Annotated in this window: 18 protein-coding genes; 3 read left to right on the top strand and 15 right to left on the bottom strand. The window is 53.4% G+C overall.

Annotation, left to right across the window (positions count from 1 at the left end; all coding sequences use genetic code 11):
- Window positions 1–7: 7 nt before the first annotated feature.
- The 3 genes from CHH28_RS06435 to CHH28_RS06425 all read right to left on the bottom strand — a co-directional run bounded on the left by CHH28_RS06435 (window position 8) and on the right by CHH28_RS06425 (window position 1,795).
- The gene (locus CHH28_RS06435) at window positions 8–436 is read right to left on the bottom strand and encodes a GNAT family N-acetyltransferase (RefSeq protein WP_094059536.1); all 429 of its coding nucleotides are present in this window, start codon (window positions 434–436) and stop codon (window positions 8–10) included.
- 35 nt (window positions 437–471) lie between these two features.
- Window positions 472–1,200: a GNAT family N-acetyltransferase gene (locus tag CHH28_RS06430; protein WP_094059535.1), complete on the bottom strand. Its 729-nt coding sequence runs from the start codon at window positions 1,198–1,200 to the stop codon at window positions 472–474.
- A 202-nt stretch (window positions 1,201–1,402) separates the two neighbouring features.
- Entirely contained in the window at window positions 1,403–1,795 is a 393-nt protein-coding gene (locus tag CHH28_RS06425) for a hypothetical protein (RefSeq protein WP_157729801.1), read from the bottom strand.
- Window positions 1,796–1,969: 174 nt separating this feature from the next.
- On the opposite strand from CHH28_RS06425, the gene CHH28_RS06420 reads away from it, so the two are divergent.
- On the top strand, window positions 1,970–2,431 hold the full coding sequence (locus tag CHH28_RS06420) for an NUDIX domain-containing protein (protein WP_199244016.1): 462 nt from the start codon (window positions 1,970–1,972) through the stop codon (window positions 2,429–2,431).
- A 128-nt stretch (window positions 2,432–2,559) separates the two neighbouring features.
- Here the strand turns inward: CHH28_RS06420 and CHH28_RS06415 are convergent, their stop codons facing one another.
- A complete protein-coding gene (locus tag CHH28_RS06415; protein WP_094059532.1) occupies window positions 2,560–3,495 on the bottom strand; it encodes an isochorismatase family protein in 936 nt (311 codons plus the stop codon).
- 83 nt (window positions 3,496–3,578) lie between these two features.
- Between CHH28_RS06415 and CHH28_RS06410 the strand changes: the two genes are divergently transcribed.
- A complete protein-coding gene (locus CHH28_RS06410; RefSeq protein WP_094059531.1) occupies window positions 3,579–4,493 on the top strand; it encodes a LysR family transcriptional regulator in 915 nt (304 codons plus the stop codon).
- Window positions 4,494–4,508: 15 nt separating this feature from the next.
- Here the strand turns inward: CHH28_RS06410 and CHH28_RS06405 are convergent, their stop codons facing one another.
- From CHH28_RS06405 to CHH28_RS06380, 6 genes are all read right to left on the bottom strand, one after another.
- Window positions 4,509–5,540, bottom strand: coding sequence for an efflux RND transporter periplasmic adaptor subunit (locus CHH28_RS06405; protein ID WP_094059530.1), 1,032 nt, complete (start codon window positions 5,538–5,540; stop codon window positions 4,509–4,511).
- A 39-nt stretch (window positions 5,541–5,579) separates the two neighbouring features.
- Window positions 5,580–8,675, bottom strand: coding sequence for an efflux RND transporter permease subunit (locus CHH28_RS06400; protein WP_094059529.1), 3,096 nt, complete (start codon window positions 8,673–8,675; stop codon window positions 5,580–5,582).
- A 144-nt stretch (window positions 8,676–8,819) separates the two neighbouring features.
- Window positions 8,820–9,530: a LytR/AlgR family response regulator transcription factor gene (locus CHH28_RS06395; RefSeq protein ID WP_094059528.1), complete on the bottom strand. Its 711-nt coding sequence runs from the start codon at window positions 9,528–9,530 to the stop codon at window positions 8,820–8,822.
- Window positions 9,527–10,684, bottom strand: a complete 1,158-nt coding sequence (locus CHH28_RS06390; protein WP_094059527.1) for a sensor histidine kinase — start codon at window positions 10,682–10,684, stop codon at window positions 9,527–9,529. The genes CHH28_RS06395 and CHH28_RS06390 overlap by 4 nt, the downstream gene beginning before the upstream one ends.
- 314 nt (window positions 10,685–10,998) lie before the next feature.
- Window positions 10,999–12,264 (bottom strand): lysozyme inhibitor LprI family protein, encoded by a 1,266-nt coding sequence (locus CHH28_RS06385; protein ID WP_094059526.1) that lies wholly within the window; start codon window positions 12,262–12,264, stop codon window positions 10,999–11,001.
- A 21-nt stretch (window positions 12,265–12,285) separates the two neighbouring features.
- Window positions 12,286–12,573 (bottom strand): DUF3817 domain-containing protein, encoded by a 288-nt coding sequence (locus CHH28_RS06380; RefSeq protein WP_094059525.1) that lies wholly within the window; start codon window positions 12,571–12,573, stop codon window positions 12,286–12,288.
- Window positions 12,574–12,951: 378 nt separating this feature from the next.
- Here CHH28_RS06380 and CHH28_RS06375 point away from each other — a divergent pair, with 378 nt between their 5' ends.
- The gene (locus CHH28_RS06375; RefSeq protein WP_094059524.1) at window positions 12,952–13,254 is read left to right on the top strand and encodes a putative quinol monooxygenase; all 303 of its coding nucleotides are present in this window, start codon (window positions 12,952–12,954) and stop codon (window positions 13,252–13,254) included.
- 80 nt (window positions 13,255–13,334) lie between these two features.
- Here CHH28_RS06375 and CHH28_RS06370 read toward each other — a convergent pair whose 3' ends face one another.
- The 5 genes from CHH28_RS06370 to CHH28_RS06350 are packed head-to-tail and all read right to left on the bottom strand — an operon-like array spanning window position 13,335 to window position 18,261.
- The gene (locus CHH28_RS06370; protein ID WP_094059523.1) at window positions 13,335–14,123 is read right to left on the bottom strand and encodes a heme ABC transporter ATP-binding protein; all 789 of its coding nucleotides are present in this window, start codon (window positions 14,121–14,123) and stop codon (window positions 13,335–13,337) included.
- Window positions 14,120–15,214, bottom strand: coding sequence for a FecCD family ABC transporter permease (locus tag CHH28_RS06365; RefSeq protein ID WP_233243770.1), 1,095 nt, complete (start codon window positions 15,212–15,214; stop codon window positions 14,120–14,122). The genes CHH28_RS06370 and CHH28_RS06365 overlap by 4 nt, the downstream gene beginning before the upstream one ends.
- Window position 15,215: 1 nt before the next feature.
- Window positions 15,216–16,040 carry a heme/hemin ABC transporter substrate-binding protein gene (locus CHH28_RS06360; protein WP_094059522.1) on the bottom strand — a complete coding sequence of 275 codons (825 nt, stop codon included), beginning with the start codon at window positions 16,038–16,040 and terminating at the stop codon, window positions 15,216–15,218.
- On the bottom strand, window positions 16,037–17,092 hold the full coding sequence (locus CHH28_RS06355; protein WP_094059521.1) for a hemin-degrading factor: 1,056 nt from the start codon (window positions 17,090–17,092) through the stop codon (window positions 16,037–16,039). Before CHH28_RS06355 ends, CHH28_RS06360 begins: the two co-directional genes overlap by 4 nt.
- 2 nt (window positions 17,093–17,094) lie before the next feature.
- Window positions 17,095–18,261 carry an HmuY family protein gene (locus tag CHH28_RS06350; RefSeq protein ID WP_094059520.1) on the bottom strand — a complete coding sequence of 389 codons (1,167 nt, stop codon included), beginning with the start codon at window positions 18,259–18,261 and terminating at the stop codon, window positions 17,095–17,097.
- Window positions 18,262–18,265: the final 4 nt, after the last annotated feature.

Below are 18,265 nucleotides of genomic sequence, written 5' to 3'. Positions count from 1 at the left end.
AGCCTACTCACTGAGCTTGATAGATATCTGGCCGATAAATCTGCATAAAACTCTGCGGCTGGTCCAGTGGCTGAAAACCAAATTTTTCATACAGGCCATGAGCATCGGCAGTCGCCAGAGTAAAACGCCGCACATGGCGAACGCTATCATGCGCCATCACGGCCTGCATCAGCTGGCGTGCGATACCCAGGCCACGATATTGCGGCCAGACAATGACATCCACCAAATTTGCAAAGGTCGCATGGTCGGTAATAATGCGGCAAAAGGCCACTTGTTCATCGTCTAAGTAGCCACCAATGCATACCGAGTTACGAAGACTCGTTTCTACCACTGAGCGTGGTATATCTTGTGCCCAGCTGCTGTCGTTGCTCAGAAATTGGTAAATTTTATCAATATCCAGCTGTTCAAGCTGGTCGCTAAACTGTAGCGATTTCATATCACCTTCTCTTCTCGTTAGTCATCGTTACGCTGTCACAATCTCGCCAACACTTGGATGCGTCCATATGGGCGAAAACCCAACGACTCACATAAACGAATAGAAGCCAAATTGTCAATATTACAACGGTAGCGAACCATGCGCTGTCGGGCTTGGACCTGCTGCATCAAATGTAGCAATAAACTCTTGCCTAACCCCATCTGACGATACGGTGGCCGAACCAATATAGATAACGATTCAAATGGTTCAATGCCACAGTAGGAGGCGAGCATGGCCGCTACGACACCACCCTTCATCACCGCATAAAAATAGTCCGAGTCAATATCGAGATCAGCTTTACGAATGTCTTCATCATCACAGCTCGCGATAAACTGCTCGATTATCTGACGATCCTTTTCTAAGGTCAGCTCAACGATTTCAGCCTCTGTTGTTTCAGTGGGATATTGACCAAAAAGATAGTAGTCAACATCATCAAAATATACCTCATAGCGGTCCGCGCTATTTTGCTCAACGTAGGAATACAGGTTCGTCATGCGTTGGCCGACAATGTCGCCATACACCTCTGGAGCGCAACTGACCACGGTATGAGCATCCGAATGGTAGAGAAATGCTAAGTCCTCATCGCCACCACGGCGATATGTATCACACCCTGAATAGTGGTAATTAGATGAGGATACCTCAACATTGAAACGACGAAGCCAGGACTGATCGATCAGGGCTTTCAGTGAGGATTCATGGTTTTCTTTAACACTAGCGTACAACACAAAACTGGCTCAAAATTAGCAAAAGACCGATCATTGAACGCTAATGACAAAGTTATAACAATGCTATTTACCGAACATTGTCACTCAGAAGCTACGAGTTGTATCGCTCCACCGTCCATGGATGGACTCTATGATACCGATTCTCTTTATGGTGAGATTCAACCAGGCCAATGTCATACTCAACAGCCGTGGATAATAAAGATCATCCTGGGTCCGCAGATCCAACGGCCAAATCCACAAACACCCGTGAAATCAGCTCGCCATGAAATTCAAAGACACTGCAAAATTGCCCTTGCTTGATTTCGCTCTCCAGCCATTGCTGATCATTCTCCTGTTGCGCTGGGTCTTGAACCTCAACCACCACGGTCACATCGTCCACTACCACATAATTTAACTCTTCAACCATTTTCCAGCTCGCCGCCAGCAGTTGGCACAAGCACTGGCTAAACTCCATTAGGGCGCCATGCCCTTCGCAGCTGCCGAGAGCAGGAATAAACAGCTGCACATCGTCATCAAACAGCTCGGTATAATTTTCAACACCAGCCTCCACTTGCATCAGGTATTGCTTTACCCTAGTGAGATTCTGATATTCCATACACTTCCCTAATCATTGATAGGATGATGATATCGGCTCAGCCAGCATGTTGGCGACAACCTAATTTAGGGCATCACCAGAGGTCTAAGACTTCTTGAAATAAATCGGCAACCTACATGCTGCCACGTCGCTACGTAGAGTAGCTGTCCAGCTTAATTATGATAAATGACCACCATGAACACGTCTTGTCCGCTATTGAACAAACCTAAGAAAATATTTGGCTACCAAATCAACAAGGAGTATATCCCTCGAAGTGCTGTTTACGGCGTGCTGGTTGAACAAGGAAAGCTGGTATGTGTTCGACCACAGCATGGGTTTTTACTGCTTCCAGGCGGTGGTGTCGAGGCAGGTGAGACTTTACCCCAGGCCTTGATCAGAGAATTTCAAGAAGAATGCGGCTATCGCATCCAACCTGTTCGTGCATTGGGGCAGTGCATGCAGTATTTTGATTCCACTTCAACAGACTTGAGCTACGCCTGTACTATGCATTTTTACGAATGCAAACTGGTTCAAGTCGATAATCATGGTGAGCATGACGTGGTCAAAGTAGCTTTGAGTGATGGCAAAGCCTTGCTGCATCAAGGGCATCAATGGGCCGTTCAAGGGTATCTATTGCAGTTGCAAAACCACAGTTAAGCGATAGCTGAGTTGCCATAACCGATTCTCAGCACACTTTATTGTTATCAGTTATCGCTCCTTCGCTATCGTTTACGAGCCGTAACCAGTAAGTCGTGGCCACCACTACCGGTGGCCACTCTCTCGCATCAGGCAAGCTGAGCTAACAATGCTGCCGTTGTAGTGACGTTGGCATACGCGAAACCCAACACATGAGCGGTACTTTCTTTTACCGAATGGGCGTTGGTGGTGGCACTGATATCCGGTGCAGCACAAGCATCAATAATTAACTGGCAGCGATAGCCTTTGTCCACTGCCGCACGGGTAATGGCATCCACACATACATGTGCCATGGCCCCGGTAACCACCAACTCTTCGATGCCCTGATCAATGAGCAAGCGCTCTAGGTTGGTGCCTTTAAAGCTGTTAACGGCGGACTTAATTACCACAGGTTCTGTCGCCAAGGGTGCCAGCTGCGAGTGAATTTCACTACCCAATGTACCGGCAACAAAAAAGCCTTTTTCATCATCGGCAAACACATGTTGCACATGAATGATTGGGCGCCCATCACGGCGAAATGCGTGCAGCAGCTGCGCGGTTTTATCGGCTGCGGCTTGTGTATCAGACAGCGTCATGGCACCGCCTTCAAAGTAGTCGTTTTGCATATCCACCACGACCAGCGCCGTTTTGCTGTTGTCGCTACGCGGCGTTGGCCATTGCTGTTTAACGGTAAAATCATCCTCTAATAACTGCCAAGGCGCATCGATAGCCGCACGCACCCACAGCTCTTTGGTAATAAAACCGCTGGCAATGTTCATGCTCCAGGTAGCAGACAAAACCGCTTGGTATTCGTCAATCACTTGAATACGCACATCCCGATAGACCAACTCAGCTGGCCCCAGTTGAGCAAACTCACGCCAAAACGCGGCAATCTCGTGCTTGCCATGAAAACGGCCGTGGGGTGTTACCGTCATCACAGCGTCATCGCGATAACCGGCTAAACAGGCGTCCAACTGGCCGCGATTAAACTGCTCTACCCAAGCCTGACTGGCCTGCAGTACTTGTTGTTCGATGGTCGGTGTCATGGTGTTGCCTCCGGGCATTGGTATTAGGAGGAGCCATGGTATTGTTCTGATCAGAAAAGATAATTACGCAAGGAGTGAAGTATATGTTCAGTATTAATGAACATAGACGACTGCCCTATCAGATGTTGGTATTTGGCGAAGTGGTGCGCCAAGGCTCCTTTACCGCCGCCGCCGAGGCCTTGGGGCACACCAAATCCGCTGTGAGTACCTATGTATCGCAGCTGGAGTCCCACTTGGCAGTGCAGCTACTGAACCGCAGCACACGGAAGCTGACGCTGACTGAGGCCGGGCAACGGGTGTACCAGCGCAGCCTGCAATTAACCAGCGCAATCAATGATGTGTTGGACGATATCGATGCGCTGCTCGGCGAGCCGCAAGGACGCATTGCCGTCACCGCACCGCATGCGTTTGAAGCCACGTTAATCACGCCAGTGATTGAGCAACTGTGCCGCACTTACCCCAAGCTGCTGCCAGACATGCACTACAGCGATGAGCGGCTCGATATTTTGACCCACAATCTCGATATGGCGATTTCCGTTGGCGAGTTGGCCGATAGCCGCTATCGCGTCATTGCTCTGGGCCAGTTACTGCCGGTTCTGGTAGCAGCACCAAGCTACTTGGCGGGCAATGCTTGCAATTCTGCGGCGGTCTTATCGCAGCACAGGTTGATTCAATTGCCTTGGCAACAGCAAGCCAGCATCCATCATGGCCAACACAGCGTTGCCTTTCACAGCGACAACATGCTGAAAACCAACACCGTCAGCTCAGCCATTCAATACGCCCGCCACGGCCTTGGCATTGCGCTGTTGCCCGCACGTTTTGTCAGAGAGGAATTGCAGCGCGGTGAGCTACAGCCGGTATTGCCGCTCTACAGCGGAGAGCAGCGCACGGTGTACGCCGTGCATCGTTATCAAACGACCATGCCACTGGCGCTGCAGGTGATGGTCAAGCAGCTGCAGCAGGCTTTTGCCAACTCCGACAGTGAGCCAGCCGGCTGAGTGCTGACGGTGGTATTAACTGGTGCGAACCGCTTGCCCTGGGCGTAAACGCTCGGCGCCGCGGATTACCACTTCATCGCCGATCTGCAACGGTCCGGTAATGGCGATGCTGTCGGCTTTGCCTTCGCCGGGCTTGACCACCAAACGTTCGGCCTTGCCGTCTTTCAGACGGTAGACATACACCGCATCCTGGCGCAGTACCAATGCGTCACGCGGAATCATTTTCACCGTTTGCGGCTGTCCCTGTGGCAACGACACACTCAATCCCTGGCCAACCACAAAACCGTGCGGCAGAGCGACGCGCACTTCCAACATGCGCGAGCGTTCATCGCCCACCGGCACCACAGCGCGTACTTGGCTGGCAAATAGCTCACCGGCTGGGCTGCGTACTTGCACTTCGTCACCGGCTTGCACATAGGCTTGCACCTCCACCGGCGCACGCACGCTCAATTCCAATTGCTGCAGGCTCACGAGCCGCACCACACCGTCTCCGGCGTCCACATACTCTCCGGGCTGCTTTTCACGCGCGGCAATAACGCCTGAAAATGGCGCACGTATGACCGCACGTTCGATACGATACTCAGTTGTAGCCAGCGCTGCTTCAGCCAGTGCCACTTCTTGCTCCAACACTTGCTGCTCCATTTGCAGCTCATCCAGGCGAAATCGCGCCTCACTTTGGCTAGCAGACAGGCGCTGCGTACGCTCCACTTGGCGTTTACTAAAGGCCAGACGTGCTTGAAGTCGTTTGACTTCGGCCTGGTCACGCTGGCGCTGCAGCTCCCATTCGCGTTGCTTCAGGTGCGCTAGCTCTGCGCCTTGTTGCACCTGTGTGCCGACGTCTTTGACCGCCAGCAATACGCCGCTGTTTTCCGCCGCGATTAATGAATCTGAACGGCTGATAACATTGCCCGGCGCCCAAATTTGAGGCGCTTGCTGCGCTTCCACCACCGGCGCCACGCTGACCAAGGTCGCATCAGCACCCTCGGCCAAACTGACACCGCTCTGCCCCAGTAATAGCAGGCAGAAAAAAGAAACAAAAATGCGCATAAATAGTGATCCTTTTTTGCTTGTTATTGGTTGACGGCGTTACGCCGCCCGAGGCCATTGTTGATCGTCTTCGTCTTCCTGCACATGTGGGCGCGCGGCACCCATACGCAGCAGACACGGCAATAGCACCAGGGTGAAGATCGTGCTGACGATCATGCCGCCGACAATAACGGCGGCCAGGCCGCGATAAATCACACTGCCATCCCCCGGCATCAGCAGCAGCGGCAACATGCCAAAAATACTGGTTAATGTGCTCATAAATATCGGCCGTAAACGCAGCAATAACGCTTGCTCTACCGCGGCATGCCGATCAAGCCCTTCACGTTCACCAATACGTGCCTGATGCACCAGCAAGATGGCGTTGTTCACCACCAAGCCGAGCAAAATCACAAAACCAATCATGGTGAGCAGGTCCAACGTTTGAAAGCTGATCAAATTCAATAATTGCAGTGCCAACACCCCGCCGACGGTGGCCAGTGGAATGGCCAACACCACCAGCGCACTGTCTTTCGGCGAGCGGAACAAGGCACTCATTAATAAAAATAAAATGCCCAGCGCGATTAAAAAGTTTTCCGTCAACGTCGCCAGGGCCTGGCGCAAACTGTCAGCGCTGCCGCCATAGGTAATGCGGCCATCAGCTGGCATAACTGCCTGTATTTTTGGCTCGACCTGAGTTTGAATCGCCTCCATCGCACGCTCCAACGACATAGTTTCGGGCGGCGACACTTCTAACGTAATGGTACGGCGGCCATCAATGCGACGAATGCGATCGGGCCCCACAGTGCGTTCAATGTGGGCCAGCTCACTCAGGGGGACAATGCGACTGTCGCCAACTGCCAGCGGCAAGTCTTCCAGCGTTTCTGGGCGTTGGTCGTCGCCGACACGAACAATAATATCGAGGCGATTGCTGCCATCAAAATATTCACCCACGTACATTCCCTGGCCCAAGGTGCGCGTGACCGTAGCGAGTTGCTGTCGGCTCCAACCATTTTCGTGCAGGCGTCTGTCGTTTGGCGATAAACGCAGCTCAGGTTCGGCTTGCTCTAAGCTTGGCTCTGGCCGTGTTTGAGCTTCTGGCAAGGCTTCATTGATCCAACCCATGGCCTGCTGTGCGACTTGGCGTAAGGACTCTTTATCACGGCTTTGCAAATGAATCGGTATAGAGCGATTGCTGCCAAAGCGCCCAAATAGGTTGCCTTGCGAACTAAAGGCCATGGTATCGGGCAAATCGCTGGTAATTTCTTCGCGAATAATGCGCTCCATTTCTTTTACTTGGCTCTGGTCCTTCACACGCACGCCCATGGTGCCACCACCGTTGCCCCACACCAGGATGTAATAGTTTTTCAGTGCAGGCTCACGCTCGCCATCCATGTACGGCTTTAGTCGTTGCTCCAATTGCGTAACGATTTCTTTGTCGATGGTTTCTAAATTGGTCGCCGGCGGAAAACGGAACCAGGTATCCACCGCATCACGTTTTACCGGCGGTAAATAATCCAGCTCTGGAATTAAGCTCACGGTTAACCCCACCGGCAGGCTGATTAACACCGCCAGCACCAGCCAACGGCGACGACGCGTCGCCGTCAGGCGCATAATATTGCCAGTGAGCGTTTGCCAACTGCTTTCGTGGTGATCCTTCAGTTGCGTGCCGCTCAGCCAGCGCTTGGCCATCATGGGTACCACAGCCACAGCCACCAATAGAGATAACACCACAGCGATGGCAATGGTCAGTGCCAAATCACTGAATAATTGACCTTCCACGTCTTTTAAAAACACCACCGGCACAAAAATGGCCACGGTGGTCGCCGTCGATGCCAACAAAGCGCCCCAGACTTGCTGGCTGCCACGCAGGGCGGCTTCGCGCGGCGGCATACCACGCTCGCGCAAGCGTACGATGTTTTCCAGCACCACAATGGCAGCGTCCAGCACCATGCCCACGGCAAATGCCAAGCCAGCCAAAGAAATCACGTTTAATGTACGGCCAGCAAAATGCAACACGATAAAGGTGCCAAACAGCGAGATAGGAATCGCCATCGCCACCACCATGGTGGCGCGCATGCGGCGCAAGAACCACCACAAAATTCCCACTGCCAGCAGCACACCCATAATCAGGTTACTGGTAACCAAACTGATGGCGCGGTTAATAAATACCGAGGCATCAAACGACTGTTGAATATCCAGTCCGCGTTCAGCGATCGGGCCTGCGCGCAACTCTTCTACCGCGGCTTTCACCTCTTCCAAGGTGCCCAATACATTGGCGCCGTTTTCTCGGTCAATACGAATGCCGATGGCAGCGTTGCCGTTTTGCCGCGCTAGGTCGCTGCGCTCACGCGCTTTGACCGCCACATTGGCCACATCGCCCAAGCGCACCGGCTGACCTGCGCGCCATTCGAGAATCATGTTTTCCCATTCATCCGGGCGATAACGACCGGAAAAACGCAGGTTATAGCGTCTGCGCTCAACGTCCAAACGACCAGCAGACACGTCTTCTGACTCACTCACCGCAGAGGTAATTTGCGGAATTTGAATGCCCAACTGCGCGGCTTTTAATGGGTCAAATTCAATCACCAGCTCTTGTGTACCAATATCACTCCAGCCGCCAATCGATACTCGCGCAACGCCATTAATCGCCTCTAAACGCGGTTTAATGACGTCTTCCGCAAAGGGCACAAATTCATCCAGCGGGGTATCGTTGCCGGGTAATTTTTGCAGAAAAAAGAACGTTAATGCCGGTGTACCACTGCCGCCCGCCATCGACACCGTTGGCGGGTTTGAATCTCTGGGCATTGCTGGCAAACGGTTCATGCGGCTGATCACTTCCAGCAGTGATTTTTGCATATCGGTTTCGATATCAAAGGTCAGCGACACCTCAGCCCAAGTAGTATTGGCATCGGCCTGCATTTCTTTAACACCGGGCAAGCCTTGCAGCACTTCTTCAATCGGCTTGACGATTTCGGCTTCCATTTCCGCCGGTGATGCTCCGCGCCAGCTAGCATTAATGGTAATGCGCGGCTGATCAATATCGGGGAACAGTTGAATCGGCAACTTCGCCAGGCTGTACATACCGAACAGCACGACCACAGCCACCACCACGGCGGCGGCGGCCGGGTTGCGCAATGCTGATGCAGTTAAACTCATAAAGATTCCTTGTCTGGTACAGAAGTAGAGTGGCGACGTAACGAGTCAGAGAGATGACACGGCTGCCCAGTTTAAGTTCAGGCAAGGTTATCACCGGCGCGCGCGCCGATGCGTCAGATTCGGTAAGCGGTTAGCGAAGTGCGTTTAGTGGTGCCAGGCCTCGTCTAAGGCATGGCGATAACGACGGCTGACGCGCAGCTCAGTGCCATCGGCCAGGGTGAGCAGCGCATCGCCGCCGGTGATTTTTTGCAACCGGCGAACGCGGCATACATTGACCAAGCGGGAGCGATGAACGCGAACAAAATCGTCGCTCAATTGCTGTTGCAACTCTTTCATGGTCGAGCGCACGATGTGCTGGCTGGCGCCGCAATGCAAGCACATGTAGTCGCCTGCGGCTTCGATCCAGTCGATGTCCTGCATCGGCAACTGCCAGCGTCCTTGATCGGTATGACAATCCAGCAACGCCTGCGATGATGACTGCTGCTCCAACTGGCGCCACTGGCGTTTTTGGCGAATTCTTTCCAGCGCTTGCTGCAACCGCTCCGGCAAAACAGGCTTGAGCAAATAGTCGGTGGCGCCTAAGTCAAACGCTTGCAACGCGTGTTCACGATGCGCGGTAATCAGCACAATATCCAGGTCGTCTGGCAGCGCCTGCATCAGTTGCAGGCCACTCATGCGCGGCATATCGATGTCCAGCAACAAACAGTCTGGCCGCCACTGCTGATGGTGTTTGAGGACTTCTTCGGCATTGCCGCAGCTGGCCACCAACTGTACGTTGTCGATGGCTTGCAGACGCAGCGCCAACCCCCGCCTGGCCAGCTCTTCGTCATCCACAATGACGCAGCGCAGGGTCATACCAGGCTGACTCGAGAGGCCGGCGCAGGCGCGACCGGCACAGTCTGCAATGGCAAAGAAATACCCAGGCTTAATCCCGGTTGATGGTCTTGCAGCCACACTTGTGCCTGGCCGTGGTAGGTCACGTCCAAGCGCTCCAGTACATTGCTCAGGCCAACGCCCAAGCGTGAACGAAACTGCTCCAATGGTAATGGCTGTTGCCCCACGCCATCCATGCCCTCGCCGCGATCGCTGATCACCAGCTCCAACGCTTCACCCACCACTTCGGCCGAGACGCTGATCTCCCGCTGGCCATTGGCATCCATACCATGAATCACTGCATTTTCGACCAACGGCTGCAGCAATAAACTGGGCACACTTTGGCGCTGCGCCGCTGCAGAAATATGCCAATGCACGGTTAAATCGTCGGTAAAACGTTGTTGCTCGATGTCCAGATACCACTGCAGCGCTTCCAGCTCGGTCGACAACGGCACTGGTTGTTGAGCATTTTGCTCCAATGCATAACGTAATAATCGTGACAAACCCGACAGCATACGGTCGGCCTGCTGGGTCTGCTGCTCCAGCACCAAGGTGGTAATGGCATTCAACGTATTAAACAGAAAGTGAGGATTCAGTTGGTATTGCAACATGCGCAGCTGCGCCAGATGTGCCTGCGCTTGTGCCTGTAACGTACGGCGCTGCTCTTGCTGCCACAAACGATAAAAACTGATGCCGAAATACAAAGCAGCCCAGCTTAATAAGATAAAAAACGAATAGGTGAACCAACTGAAGTAATTGATCCACTCCAACATCTCCGTTTTGCCGTGGCGCACACTGTAGACCAGCATTTTGGCTGCCGACCAAATGCCCGCTGCCACCACCACACACAGCACACTGGCGGGCCAACGCCACCAACCTGGCCATTGCAATGAACGCTTCAATACTGGGTGCATCGCCCAGCTGAGCAACAGCCCAGTGATCAGCGAGAACAGTGGATACTGCCAAGGAATGCCGCCGTCGTCTTTATCCCACAAGAACTCACTGAGTGAGACAAAAAAGCCATAACCCAGCCAGCCGATAGCTTGGCAAAGCCAGAACTGCACTCGGCGAGACGTCAGACATCGCTTTATGGGCAGAGTCATTGCTGCTTGTTGAGGCAATACGTGATCAGTCATGGAGAGTCTTCGTGATAAATAGAAAGCACAGCCGGTGTTCAAAGGATAAACACAAGCCGACCTAAAGAAAACACTAACCACCTCAGGCAACACCTTCGCTGCCGCTGATCATCGTTGAATCAACAATATCGAGCAAAGTTGTTTAAATATTCAACCTAGTTACAACTGACAGGTTACTGGTCTGATATAACCATATTCAAAGCATGACAGACTCATCACTTATGGATTCAAAGGATGAATTTGAGCTGGCGCTTTGCTGCGGAAGCCGACTGCTCAGAGAACTTTCCAGCCTCTCTAGCGTTCATATTGGCCGGTCAAATTCCCGGCCAGATATCAATCAACTCTGAAGAAATTGTTCGTTTGGCTAAGCAAACGGGAATAATGTCTTCGCCTTGTAAAGTAGAAACCGTTTGGTCTGAACCGTTTATCATATGGTAATAAACCACCCCCTGATAACGAAATAGCCGGTTCTTAGTGCCGCCACAATTCGGCGCACCTGGATGGTGATCTAAGTTATGAGATCTAAAGCGAACACCTTGCATTTGTAGTAAGGGAGTTGATACACGGCTGTACTTAAAGGTCTTGCCATCCTGACTAAGCTCATCATAATAGCGGTAGCTACAACCACTGGCATATTCAACTGCAGCCACGAGCTCATCTTTGCCATCATTATTAATGTCCAAATAGCCCTGACCAGTAATGCGCGAAGGACTCCCACGAACACGAAGTGTTTCTGAGCGATCCATAACGGCTGGATCAGACAGATGTAGATAGTTGACGTTGCCCCGATTAACAGCGTCGCACACTTTATTTTCTGCAGAGTTTTCAGCTACGGGAGAAAACTGATAATGGTTCTGATAATCCCATGCGCACAGTAAATGTCTGGTATTGTCGGGAGATACATAGCCGATATAAGTACCTACTTGGAGATCAGAATGCTTGCTATACACTCGTCCCTGCGCACGAAAATATTCGACAATAGGCATCATATTGTAAGGGTCACGAATCAATCTAGGGTCCGATACTGAAAAGCGAACCCGATCTCCGTTGCTATCAAAGAACTCACGACATGGCAGATCGCTGGTACCGTAGGGGCTACAAGCCGCTGATTTTTCGTTTTTCCCGTCATTATTTATATCAAATACAGCGTCTTCCGGTTGCGAATAGCTGCCATCACGCACTATTTCTTGGCTGTCGCTGACGCTATGACAAACGCCATATACCTCATTCAGCGATGGGTATTGAGTATTGAGTAATTTTTTTAAGCGTTTGATCCGGCCTTGGTACTTTGCAATCAAGCAGTTCGATAGGTTTTCATCAGTATAACCGCCACAGATTTTGTTTCTCTGTTTTAGCCATGAGCGCTGGCTGTTTAGCAGTGAAGAGAACGCATTGCTATTTGCATCAGATTTAATGGTGGAAAAGACTTGGGACAATTGCTCGTCTAGTTCTCCCAGCGGTTTATTATCACAGATAGCGTGCTCTACCTTGGTAGAAGCTCTTTCACAATCAAAGCTGGCAGCCTGAACGGCTGCAGCAAGCAGCCCCAAAAGGGGTATTACAATCCATCTAACGTCCATGTTGTTTTCCTTATACGAACATCACTGTGCGTGTGACTGCTGCCGTTGCATCAGGCGGCGCAAAAACACTTCAACCGCAATAAAGGCAAACGGTATCAACGCGGCTAAAAATACGGCCAACCACACCAATACCGACCAGCGCAGTTTATGAGCGGCATAAAATGACAGCAAGACGTAGGAGATAAACAGTACGCCATGGGTCATGCCGAGGCCAAATACATAGTCGCGGCTGATCAGGCCCAGTGGCACACATAGAATCACCAGGTAAGACAAACCTTCGAGAATACTCATGATACGAAACAAGCGCATAACAACTCCTCTGCCGGTGTATCCGCCATACACCGGCGCATTCAATAGACATAATCTGGAACTGCGCGGCATTGTACACCAGCCGCAGCCAGACAATGAGTGACGACACTCAAATATGAAGCCGTGCTTGCCTTGCTCAACCTTCCTTCGCTGCGCCCGACCTTCCCCAGCTTCGCTCAGTCTTCCCGAACTCTGTTGCGACGCTTCCTTGGTTTTCCTTCGCGCTGTGCCGGTGCCCAGGGCCTGGACCACAGTGTTCGGTTTATTGAACTAGTCATCAATAGTAGCCTTTCGGCATGATGCCTCGCCTGTGGCTGGCGGCAGCGCTGCCAACGGCAACGAACTCACCGAGTACACTCGACAAACAATAGGGAATGTATGATTACTGCCATTGTAAAAGCGACCATCAAACCAGACATGCATCAGCAAATAAAACGTGTCGCTGACATACTGCAATTGGAGTACGCGCCACATGAGCGAGGCTGCGAGCTGTACGAATCGTTTATTGATGGCGACACCTTTATTACCATCGAGCATTGGCACAGCCAGCAGGATTTGGACATTCACCTAGAAGCCGAGCACGTAAAAAAATACGTTCCACAGCTGCGCGAGTGCGTTGTCGACGAGCAGTTTCAGGTGACCTTTATTAATTCCGACGATATTCAAAAAGTGGTTATTTAACGCGACAGGTATTTATTCATCACGATGTTATCGGCACAGGTTCACTGTGCCGAGTTAAAACCAACACACCGTTTGAAAGCTTAGCCAGCCTTTAACCAGGCGTTATTTTGTTCGGCGTAGCGCTGCGCCAAGTGCCCCGGCAAATCGTACACTTGTTGCAATAACGCTGGTTCGGCTAATAGGCTGACATCGCCTTGGGCCCAGATTTTGCCGTGTTTTAACAGCAACACGCGATCGGCCCACGAGGCGGCTAGAGCAATATCGTGTAGTACTGCCATCACCGCAACATTGTGATCGGCAAACTGTTTGACCTGCTGCATCACGGCATGCTGATGGGCCGGGTCCAAAGCGGAAGTGCATTCATCGAGCAATAATAATCGCGATAATTCACTGCCTTGTGCATCCGTTGGCGGCCGCCAGATTTGCAGTAATACCCGCGCCAGTTGCACGCGCTGTTGCTCGCCGCCGGATAACGATGGATAGCTGCGCTGGCGCAAGTGCCAGACGTCCATTAATTGCATGGCATGACGCTGCAGATCTTGGCTGTGTTGCTCGTCGCCGTGCGGGATGCGTCCCATGGCCACCACTTGCTGCACTGGAAATGGAAACGCCAACTCCACCTGCTGCGGCAATACCGCAATGCGTTTAGCGCGCTGCTGTGCTGGGTACTCAGCCAGCGGCTGATCGTCCAACCAGATTTGTCCCTCATCCAGCACTCTCTCGCTGGCCAAGGTTTTTAACAAGCTGGATTTACCAGCACCGTTTGCCCCCAGTACAGCTAAGCGCTGACCTGGCTGTAAGGTAAAATCGATGTTTTTCAGCAAGGTTTTATCGCGGCTAAATACGCTCAGTTCATTTACCGTGATCATGCCAATACCCGCCGCGACTGTTGTAATAACAAGGATAAAAATACCGGTCCACCGATCACCGCCATCACCAAACCAACCGGTAAATCGGCCGGCGCCAACCAAGTACGGGCAATGGTATCGGCCACTAGTAATAATGTCGCGCCTAATAACGCGCAGCCCGGCAACAGAGCTTTATGGTCAGGGCCCATCAATAAACGTAATAAATGCGGCACCACCAAGCCGATAAACCCAATCATGCCCGCCACCGCCACACCGGCGCCCACCATCAGCGCCGCTGCGACTATTAACCAGCGCTTCCCGCGCTGCACGGCAAACCCTAAATGGCCGGCCACCGCCTCGCCCATTAGTAGCGCATTTAATAGCGCCGCAAAGCGCGGCAATGCCAACAATGGCACAGCGATACACAATGCCAACACCGCTATTTCTGACCATTTGCCATGTGCCAGACTGCCCATCGACCAAAAGGTCATGCTGCGCAGCTGCTGGTCATCGGCCATGTAGGTCAAGATGCCGGTCAGTGCTCCAGCGATAACATTGATCGCCACCCCAGCAAGCAACAGCATTGCCATCTGAGTTTGCCCCTGACAGGTGCTGAGGCGATAAATCAGCCAAGTCACCCCCAAACCGCCAGCAAACGCCGCCACCGGCAACGCAAAGGGTCCGAAAAAAGCGGCATAACCGGATAACAGCGACCCCTGCAGTACAATCACCGCCACCGCTGCCAGCGCTGCTCCGCTGGATACACCAATCAACCCAGGGTCAGCCAGAGGATTGCGAAACACGCCCTGAGTAATAGCACCGGCCACCGCCAACCCAGCGCCCACCAACATGGCGAGCAATACCCGTGGCAGGCGCAGCTCTCGCACAATCCAATCTTGCTGGCTGCTCACTCCGCTGCCCGACAGCTCCGCACCGACCAACACATTGCCCAGCGACTGCAAAACTTGCGACGTTGGCACCGACACAGGTCCAGTGGCCAGCGCCAGTACCAACATCAGCGGTAATAAAACGGTGAGCGCCATCATCACCACATGGCTGCGGCTGGCTGGCCAGGGCAGCAGCACGCGCATACGATTCAACGCCCACTGCATGTTACTGCCCTGCCATTTTCGGCTGCGCAACTAACGCCTGTTCAAGCTGCTGCAATGCGGTGGCCAGCCGTGGGCCAAACCCCAGTAGCAAACCAGCGTCTAACAGCACCACACGATCATCCTTCACCGCTGGAGTGAGCGCCAATTGCTGCTGCACACTGCTGACCTCCAGTGGCCCCGTTTGTGCCACCAGCACAATCTCAGGGGCCGCCGCCAACGCCGACTCTGGGTTGAGTGGCTTGTAGCTGTGATGGTCGATGACATTATTCCAGCCGAGCATGTCCAGTAGCGCTTGCGCCTGAGTGTCTTGGCCGGCGGCCATCAAACCGCGATTGCCCGCCCCCAGCAGCAACAAGGCGCGCTTGCCACGCATAGACGACAGCGCAGCTCGGGCTTCGGCCACTTGTTGCTCGACCAGCTGCTGCAGTTGCTGGCCGCTATCCACTGCGCCAACCACCTCGGCGACGGCTGCGATTTTGGCTTGAATGCCGGCCACGCTGGGTTCGTCGTCAATGCGTACCACGTCAACACCGGCGGCTTTGAGCTGCTCAAACACAGCTGGCGGCCCGGCATCCTGCGTGGCAATCACGGTAGTCGGCGCCAGCGATAAAATGCCTTCCACTGACAGCTGGCGCATGTAGCCAACGTCGGGCAGCTCAGTCGCGGCTTTGGGATAGCGGCTGGTGGTATCCACGCCGACCAGCTGCGTCTGCGCACCTAAGGCGTAAATGATCTCGGTGATGGAACCATCGATGCTGACCAATCGCGTTTGCGCCTGAGCGCCCAGGCTCAGCAGCAACAGCAGCGCGACGCTGAACATCTTCATGCCGCCGCTCCATCACTGAGCAAGAAGCGCGCTAACAGCTGGTTTTGCAGCTGCCGCCAATCGTCACGTTCGGGCTGGCCGTTGTGGCGCTCACCAAACATCAGCGCCAGCTGGCGTCCGTTGACATCAAAGGCTTCTAGAGACGTCACAATACCGTCGTTGGTCGGTTTACGCACCAGCCACAGCTGGTCGATGAGGGCCGTGTTGGCGTGCAGGTTAAAGCCCGGATCGAGCACGTTAAACCAGTCGCCAGTGCGCAGCAGTTTTGTCACCGCACCGGTATGAATCTGCACCACGCCATCGCTGCCAACAAAAATCATGATCGGCTGCTGACTGTCGGCGGCCAATACTAACGCCTGTTCGAAAGCTTCCACCGCCAATGGCTGAGCGTAATCTGCACCAATGCTTTGATACGCTGGAATGCGCTCTATCTGGTGCTTTTTCAGCATCGCTTGAAAGTGATGCACGTCTTTCAGTTCACTCCAGTCCTGGCGCAGTTGCGCGACGTCCAACGCCGCAGGCGTCGCCAGTAAATCAGTTTGACCGTCACGTTCAGCAATCACCGGCGCCAGCTGCTCACCAGCGATGTAACGCTCTACCAGCGCCTGATATTGCTCCAATTGGGTATTGGCAGTGGCGTAAATTTTATGCACTGCCTCACCTTGGGCGTTAAAAAACTGCAGGCTGCGACGCACGCCTTGGCCGCTGTCTTCGCTCACCGCAAAGCCGAACACAAAGCGCGAGAAGAACAGCCGTAAATCGATAACCCCCAGCGCCAAGCCCATCTGGCCGTGCAAGCTGATGTCTTTATATTGGCCGGTCTTTTCGTGCACCATGCCGTCGTTGCGCGTCAGCGCCATCACTTCGCCCAGCGCTTCGACTTCGCAGATAAGGTGGCGAAAGTCGCCTTCCAACCGTGTCACGCCTTGCCCCAGACGCGTCGCCAACAGTTCCGCTTCAGATACGCCGAGTTGCTCAGCGGCGTTGCGAATACGCAATTTCGGCTGGCTTTGTTGCAGCGCCTGCCAACGCTCAGTCAGTGTGGTGTCCATATTTATTCTCCCTGATTGATCTGACGGAAACGCAGCTCAGGGCTGCCGGAATCGCCCAAGCTGTAGTAGTTGCTCACCTGCAAGGCGAATACCGGGGCATTGGCATCGTCTTTGTCGAGGCTGATGGCATAGGTGCGGAAGTTCGGCCATAACTTGTGCTCGCCTGTGAGGTTGTAGGCGTACCAGCTGTGTTCGCTAAAGACGCTGTTGCTACTGTCGGTACTGTAGTGACGGCTAAAATCTTGGCCGTTTATCTGCGTGGCGCTGGTGTAACTGGACAGCTGTTCGGCAGTGATCGGTCCAAATGCCGCGGCATTACCATCGCCGTGCACGCCGCCGTTGCTCCATAAATTGATGGCGCGTTTGGCCAGGTCAATTTCAAAACGCCATTCCCAATCTGCACTGCTGCAATCCACCGCCGCGGCGCTGTCAAAATCGATGCAGCGCTCACTGCTGCCCTCTTCCAGCGTTGCCGTCAGCGTCTGTTGCTCACCCGCAAACTGCTGCGTCACCGCCGCCTGAGTGTGGTAACTCAAGCTAATGGCGCCGTAGCTTAGGTCGGTAATCGCGACTTTGGAGTAGGTTGCTCCGTCGGCATGGCGCACCAGCCAACCGCTTTGTTGCGGCGCGCTGATTTGATGTGTGGTGGGGTTGTACACGTACCAATCTTGCATCGCCGTGCTGTAACGATCGCTCGACCACTGCAGCTCGCTGAGGTCATAACTGGCCGTCAGGGCTTGCGCTTCGGTATCGGCCACGGCGTTGGTGAACACCGAGCTGCTAGCGTCGCCATCGAGGTAAAACTCGGCTTGTTCGTCTAGCAATGCACCGGCGACATCGCCAGCGCCAGACACCCCGCCATTAAGTTTGATCTGAGTGCGTTGCAGCGCCAGGTGCCAGGTGTCTTGCTCGCTCACCTGCTTGCCCTGCAGCAAATCGAAATACGCCCAACTGTCGTAGCTGGCGGCATTAATGCGCGCAACCTGATAAGCATCTGTGCTTGGGCTGCCGCCGTCGGTTTGGTCACCATCACTGGTGTCACCGCCAGCAGTGTCGCCCGGCGCGGCATTGCTACTGCTGCTGTCATCGCTGCCACAACCGCTCAGGATCAGGCCTGCGGCTATTACCGCCAGCCAGCTCAAACGTGGAGAAAGGTGAGTCTGTTGCATGAGT

Origin of the sequence: Bacterioplanes sanyensis, from assembly GCF_002237535.1 — a bacterium.
Lineage (GTDB): Bacteria > Pseudomonadota > Gammaproteobacteria > Pseudomonadales > Oceanobacteraceae > Bacterioplanes > Bacterioplanes sanyensis_A.
Note: the sequence above shows the minus strand (reverse complement) of the source record. Positions and strands in the feature narration are given on the sequence as shown.

Coding starts and splice junctions, on each gene's coding strand:
- CHH28_RS06415 (WP_094059532.1), bottom strand. CDS start 3,495: ATGACACCGACCATCGAACAACAAGTACTGCAGGCCAGTCAGGCTTGG.
- CHH28_RS06435 (WP_094059536.1), bottom strand. CDS start 436: ATGAAATCGCTACAGTTTAGCGACCAGCTTGAACAGCTGGATATTGAT.
- CHH28_RS06390 (WP_094059527.1), bottom strand. CDS start 10,684: ATGACTGATCACGTATTGCCTCAACAAGCAGCAATGACTCTGCCCATA.
- CHH28_RS06365 (WP_233243770.1), bottom strand. CDS start 15,214: ATGCAGTGGGCGTTGAATCGTATGCGCGTGCTGCTGCCCTGGCCAGCC.
- CHH28_RS06370 (WP_094059523.1), bottom strand. CDS start 14,123: ATGATCACGGTAAATGAACTGAGCGTATTTAGCCGCGATAAAACCTTG.
- CHH28_RS06355 (WP_094059521.1), bottom strand. CDS start 17,092: ATGGACACCACACTGACTGAGCGTTGGCAGGCGCTGCAACAAAGCCAG.
- CHH28_RS06420 (WP_199244016.1), top strand. CDS start 1,970: ATGAACACGTCTTGTCCGCTATTGAACAAACCTAAGAAAATATTTGGC.
- CHH28_RS06405 (WP_094059530.1), bottom strand. CDS start 5,540: ATGCGCATTTTTGTTTCTTTTTTCTGCCTGCTATTACTGGGGCAGAGC.
- CHH28_RS06400 (WP_094059529.1), bottom strand. CDS start 8,675: ATGAGTTTAACTGCATCAGCATTGCGCAACCCGGCCGCCGCCGCCGTG.
- CHH28_RS06385 (WP_094059526.1), bottom strand. CDS start 12,264: ATGGACGTTAGATGGATTGTAATACCCCTTTTGGGGCTGCTTGCTGCA.
- CHH28_RS06360 (WP_094059522.1), bottom strand. CDS start 16,040: ATGAAGATGTTCAGCGTCGCGCTGCTGTTGCTGCTGAGCCTGGGCGCT.
- CHH28_RS06350 (WP_094059520.1), bottom strand. CDS start 18,261: ATGCAACAGACTCACCTTTCTCCACGTTTGAGCTGGCTGGCGGTAATA.
- CHH28_RS06410 (WP_094059531.1), top strand. CDS start 3,579: ATGTTCAGTATTAATGAACATAGACGACTGCCCTATCAGATGTTGGTA.
- CHH28_RS06380 (WP_094059525.1), bottom strand. CDS start 12,573: ATGCGCTTGTTTCGTATCATGAGTATTCTCGAAGGTTTGTCTTACCTG.
- CHH28_RS06395 (WP_094059528.1), bottom strand. CDS start 9,530: ATGACCCTGCGCTGCGTCATTGTGGATGACGAAGAGCTGGCCAGGCGG.
- CHH28_RS06425 (WP_157729801.1), bottom strand. CDS start 1,795: ATGGAATATCAGAATCTCACTAGGGTAAAGCAATACCTGATGCAAGTG.
- CHH28_RS06375 (WP_094059524.1), top strand. CDS start 12,952: ATGATTACTGCCATTGTAAAAGCGACCATCAAACCAGACATGCATCAG.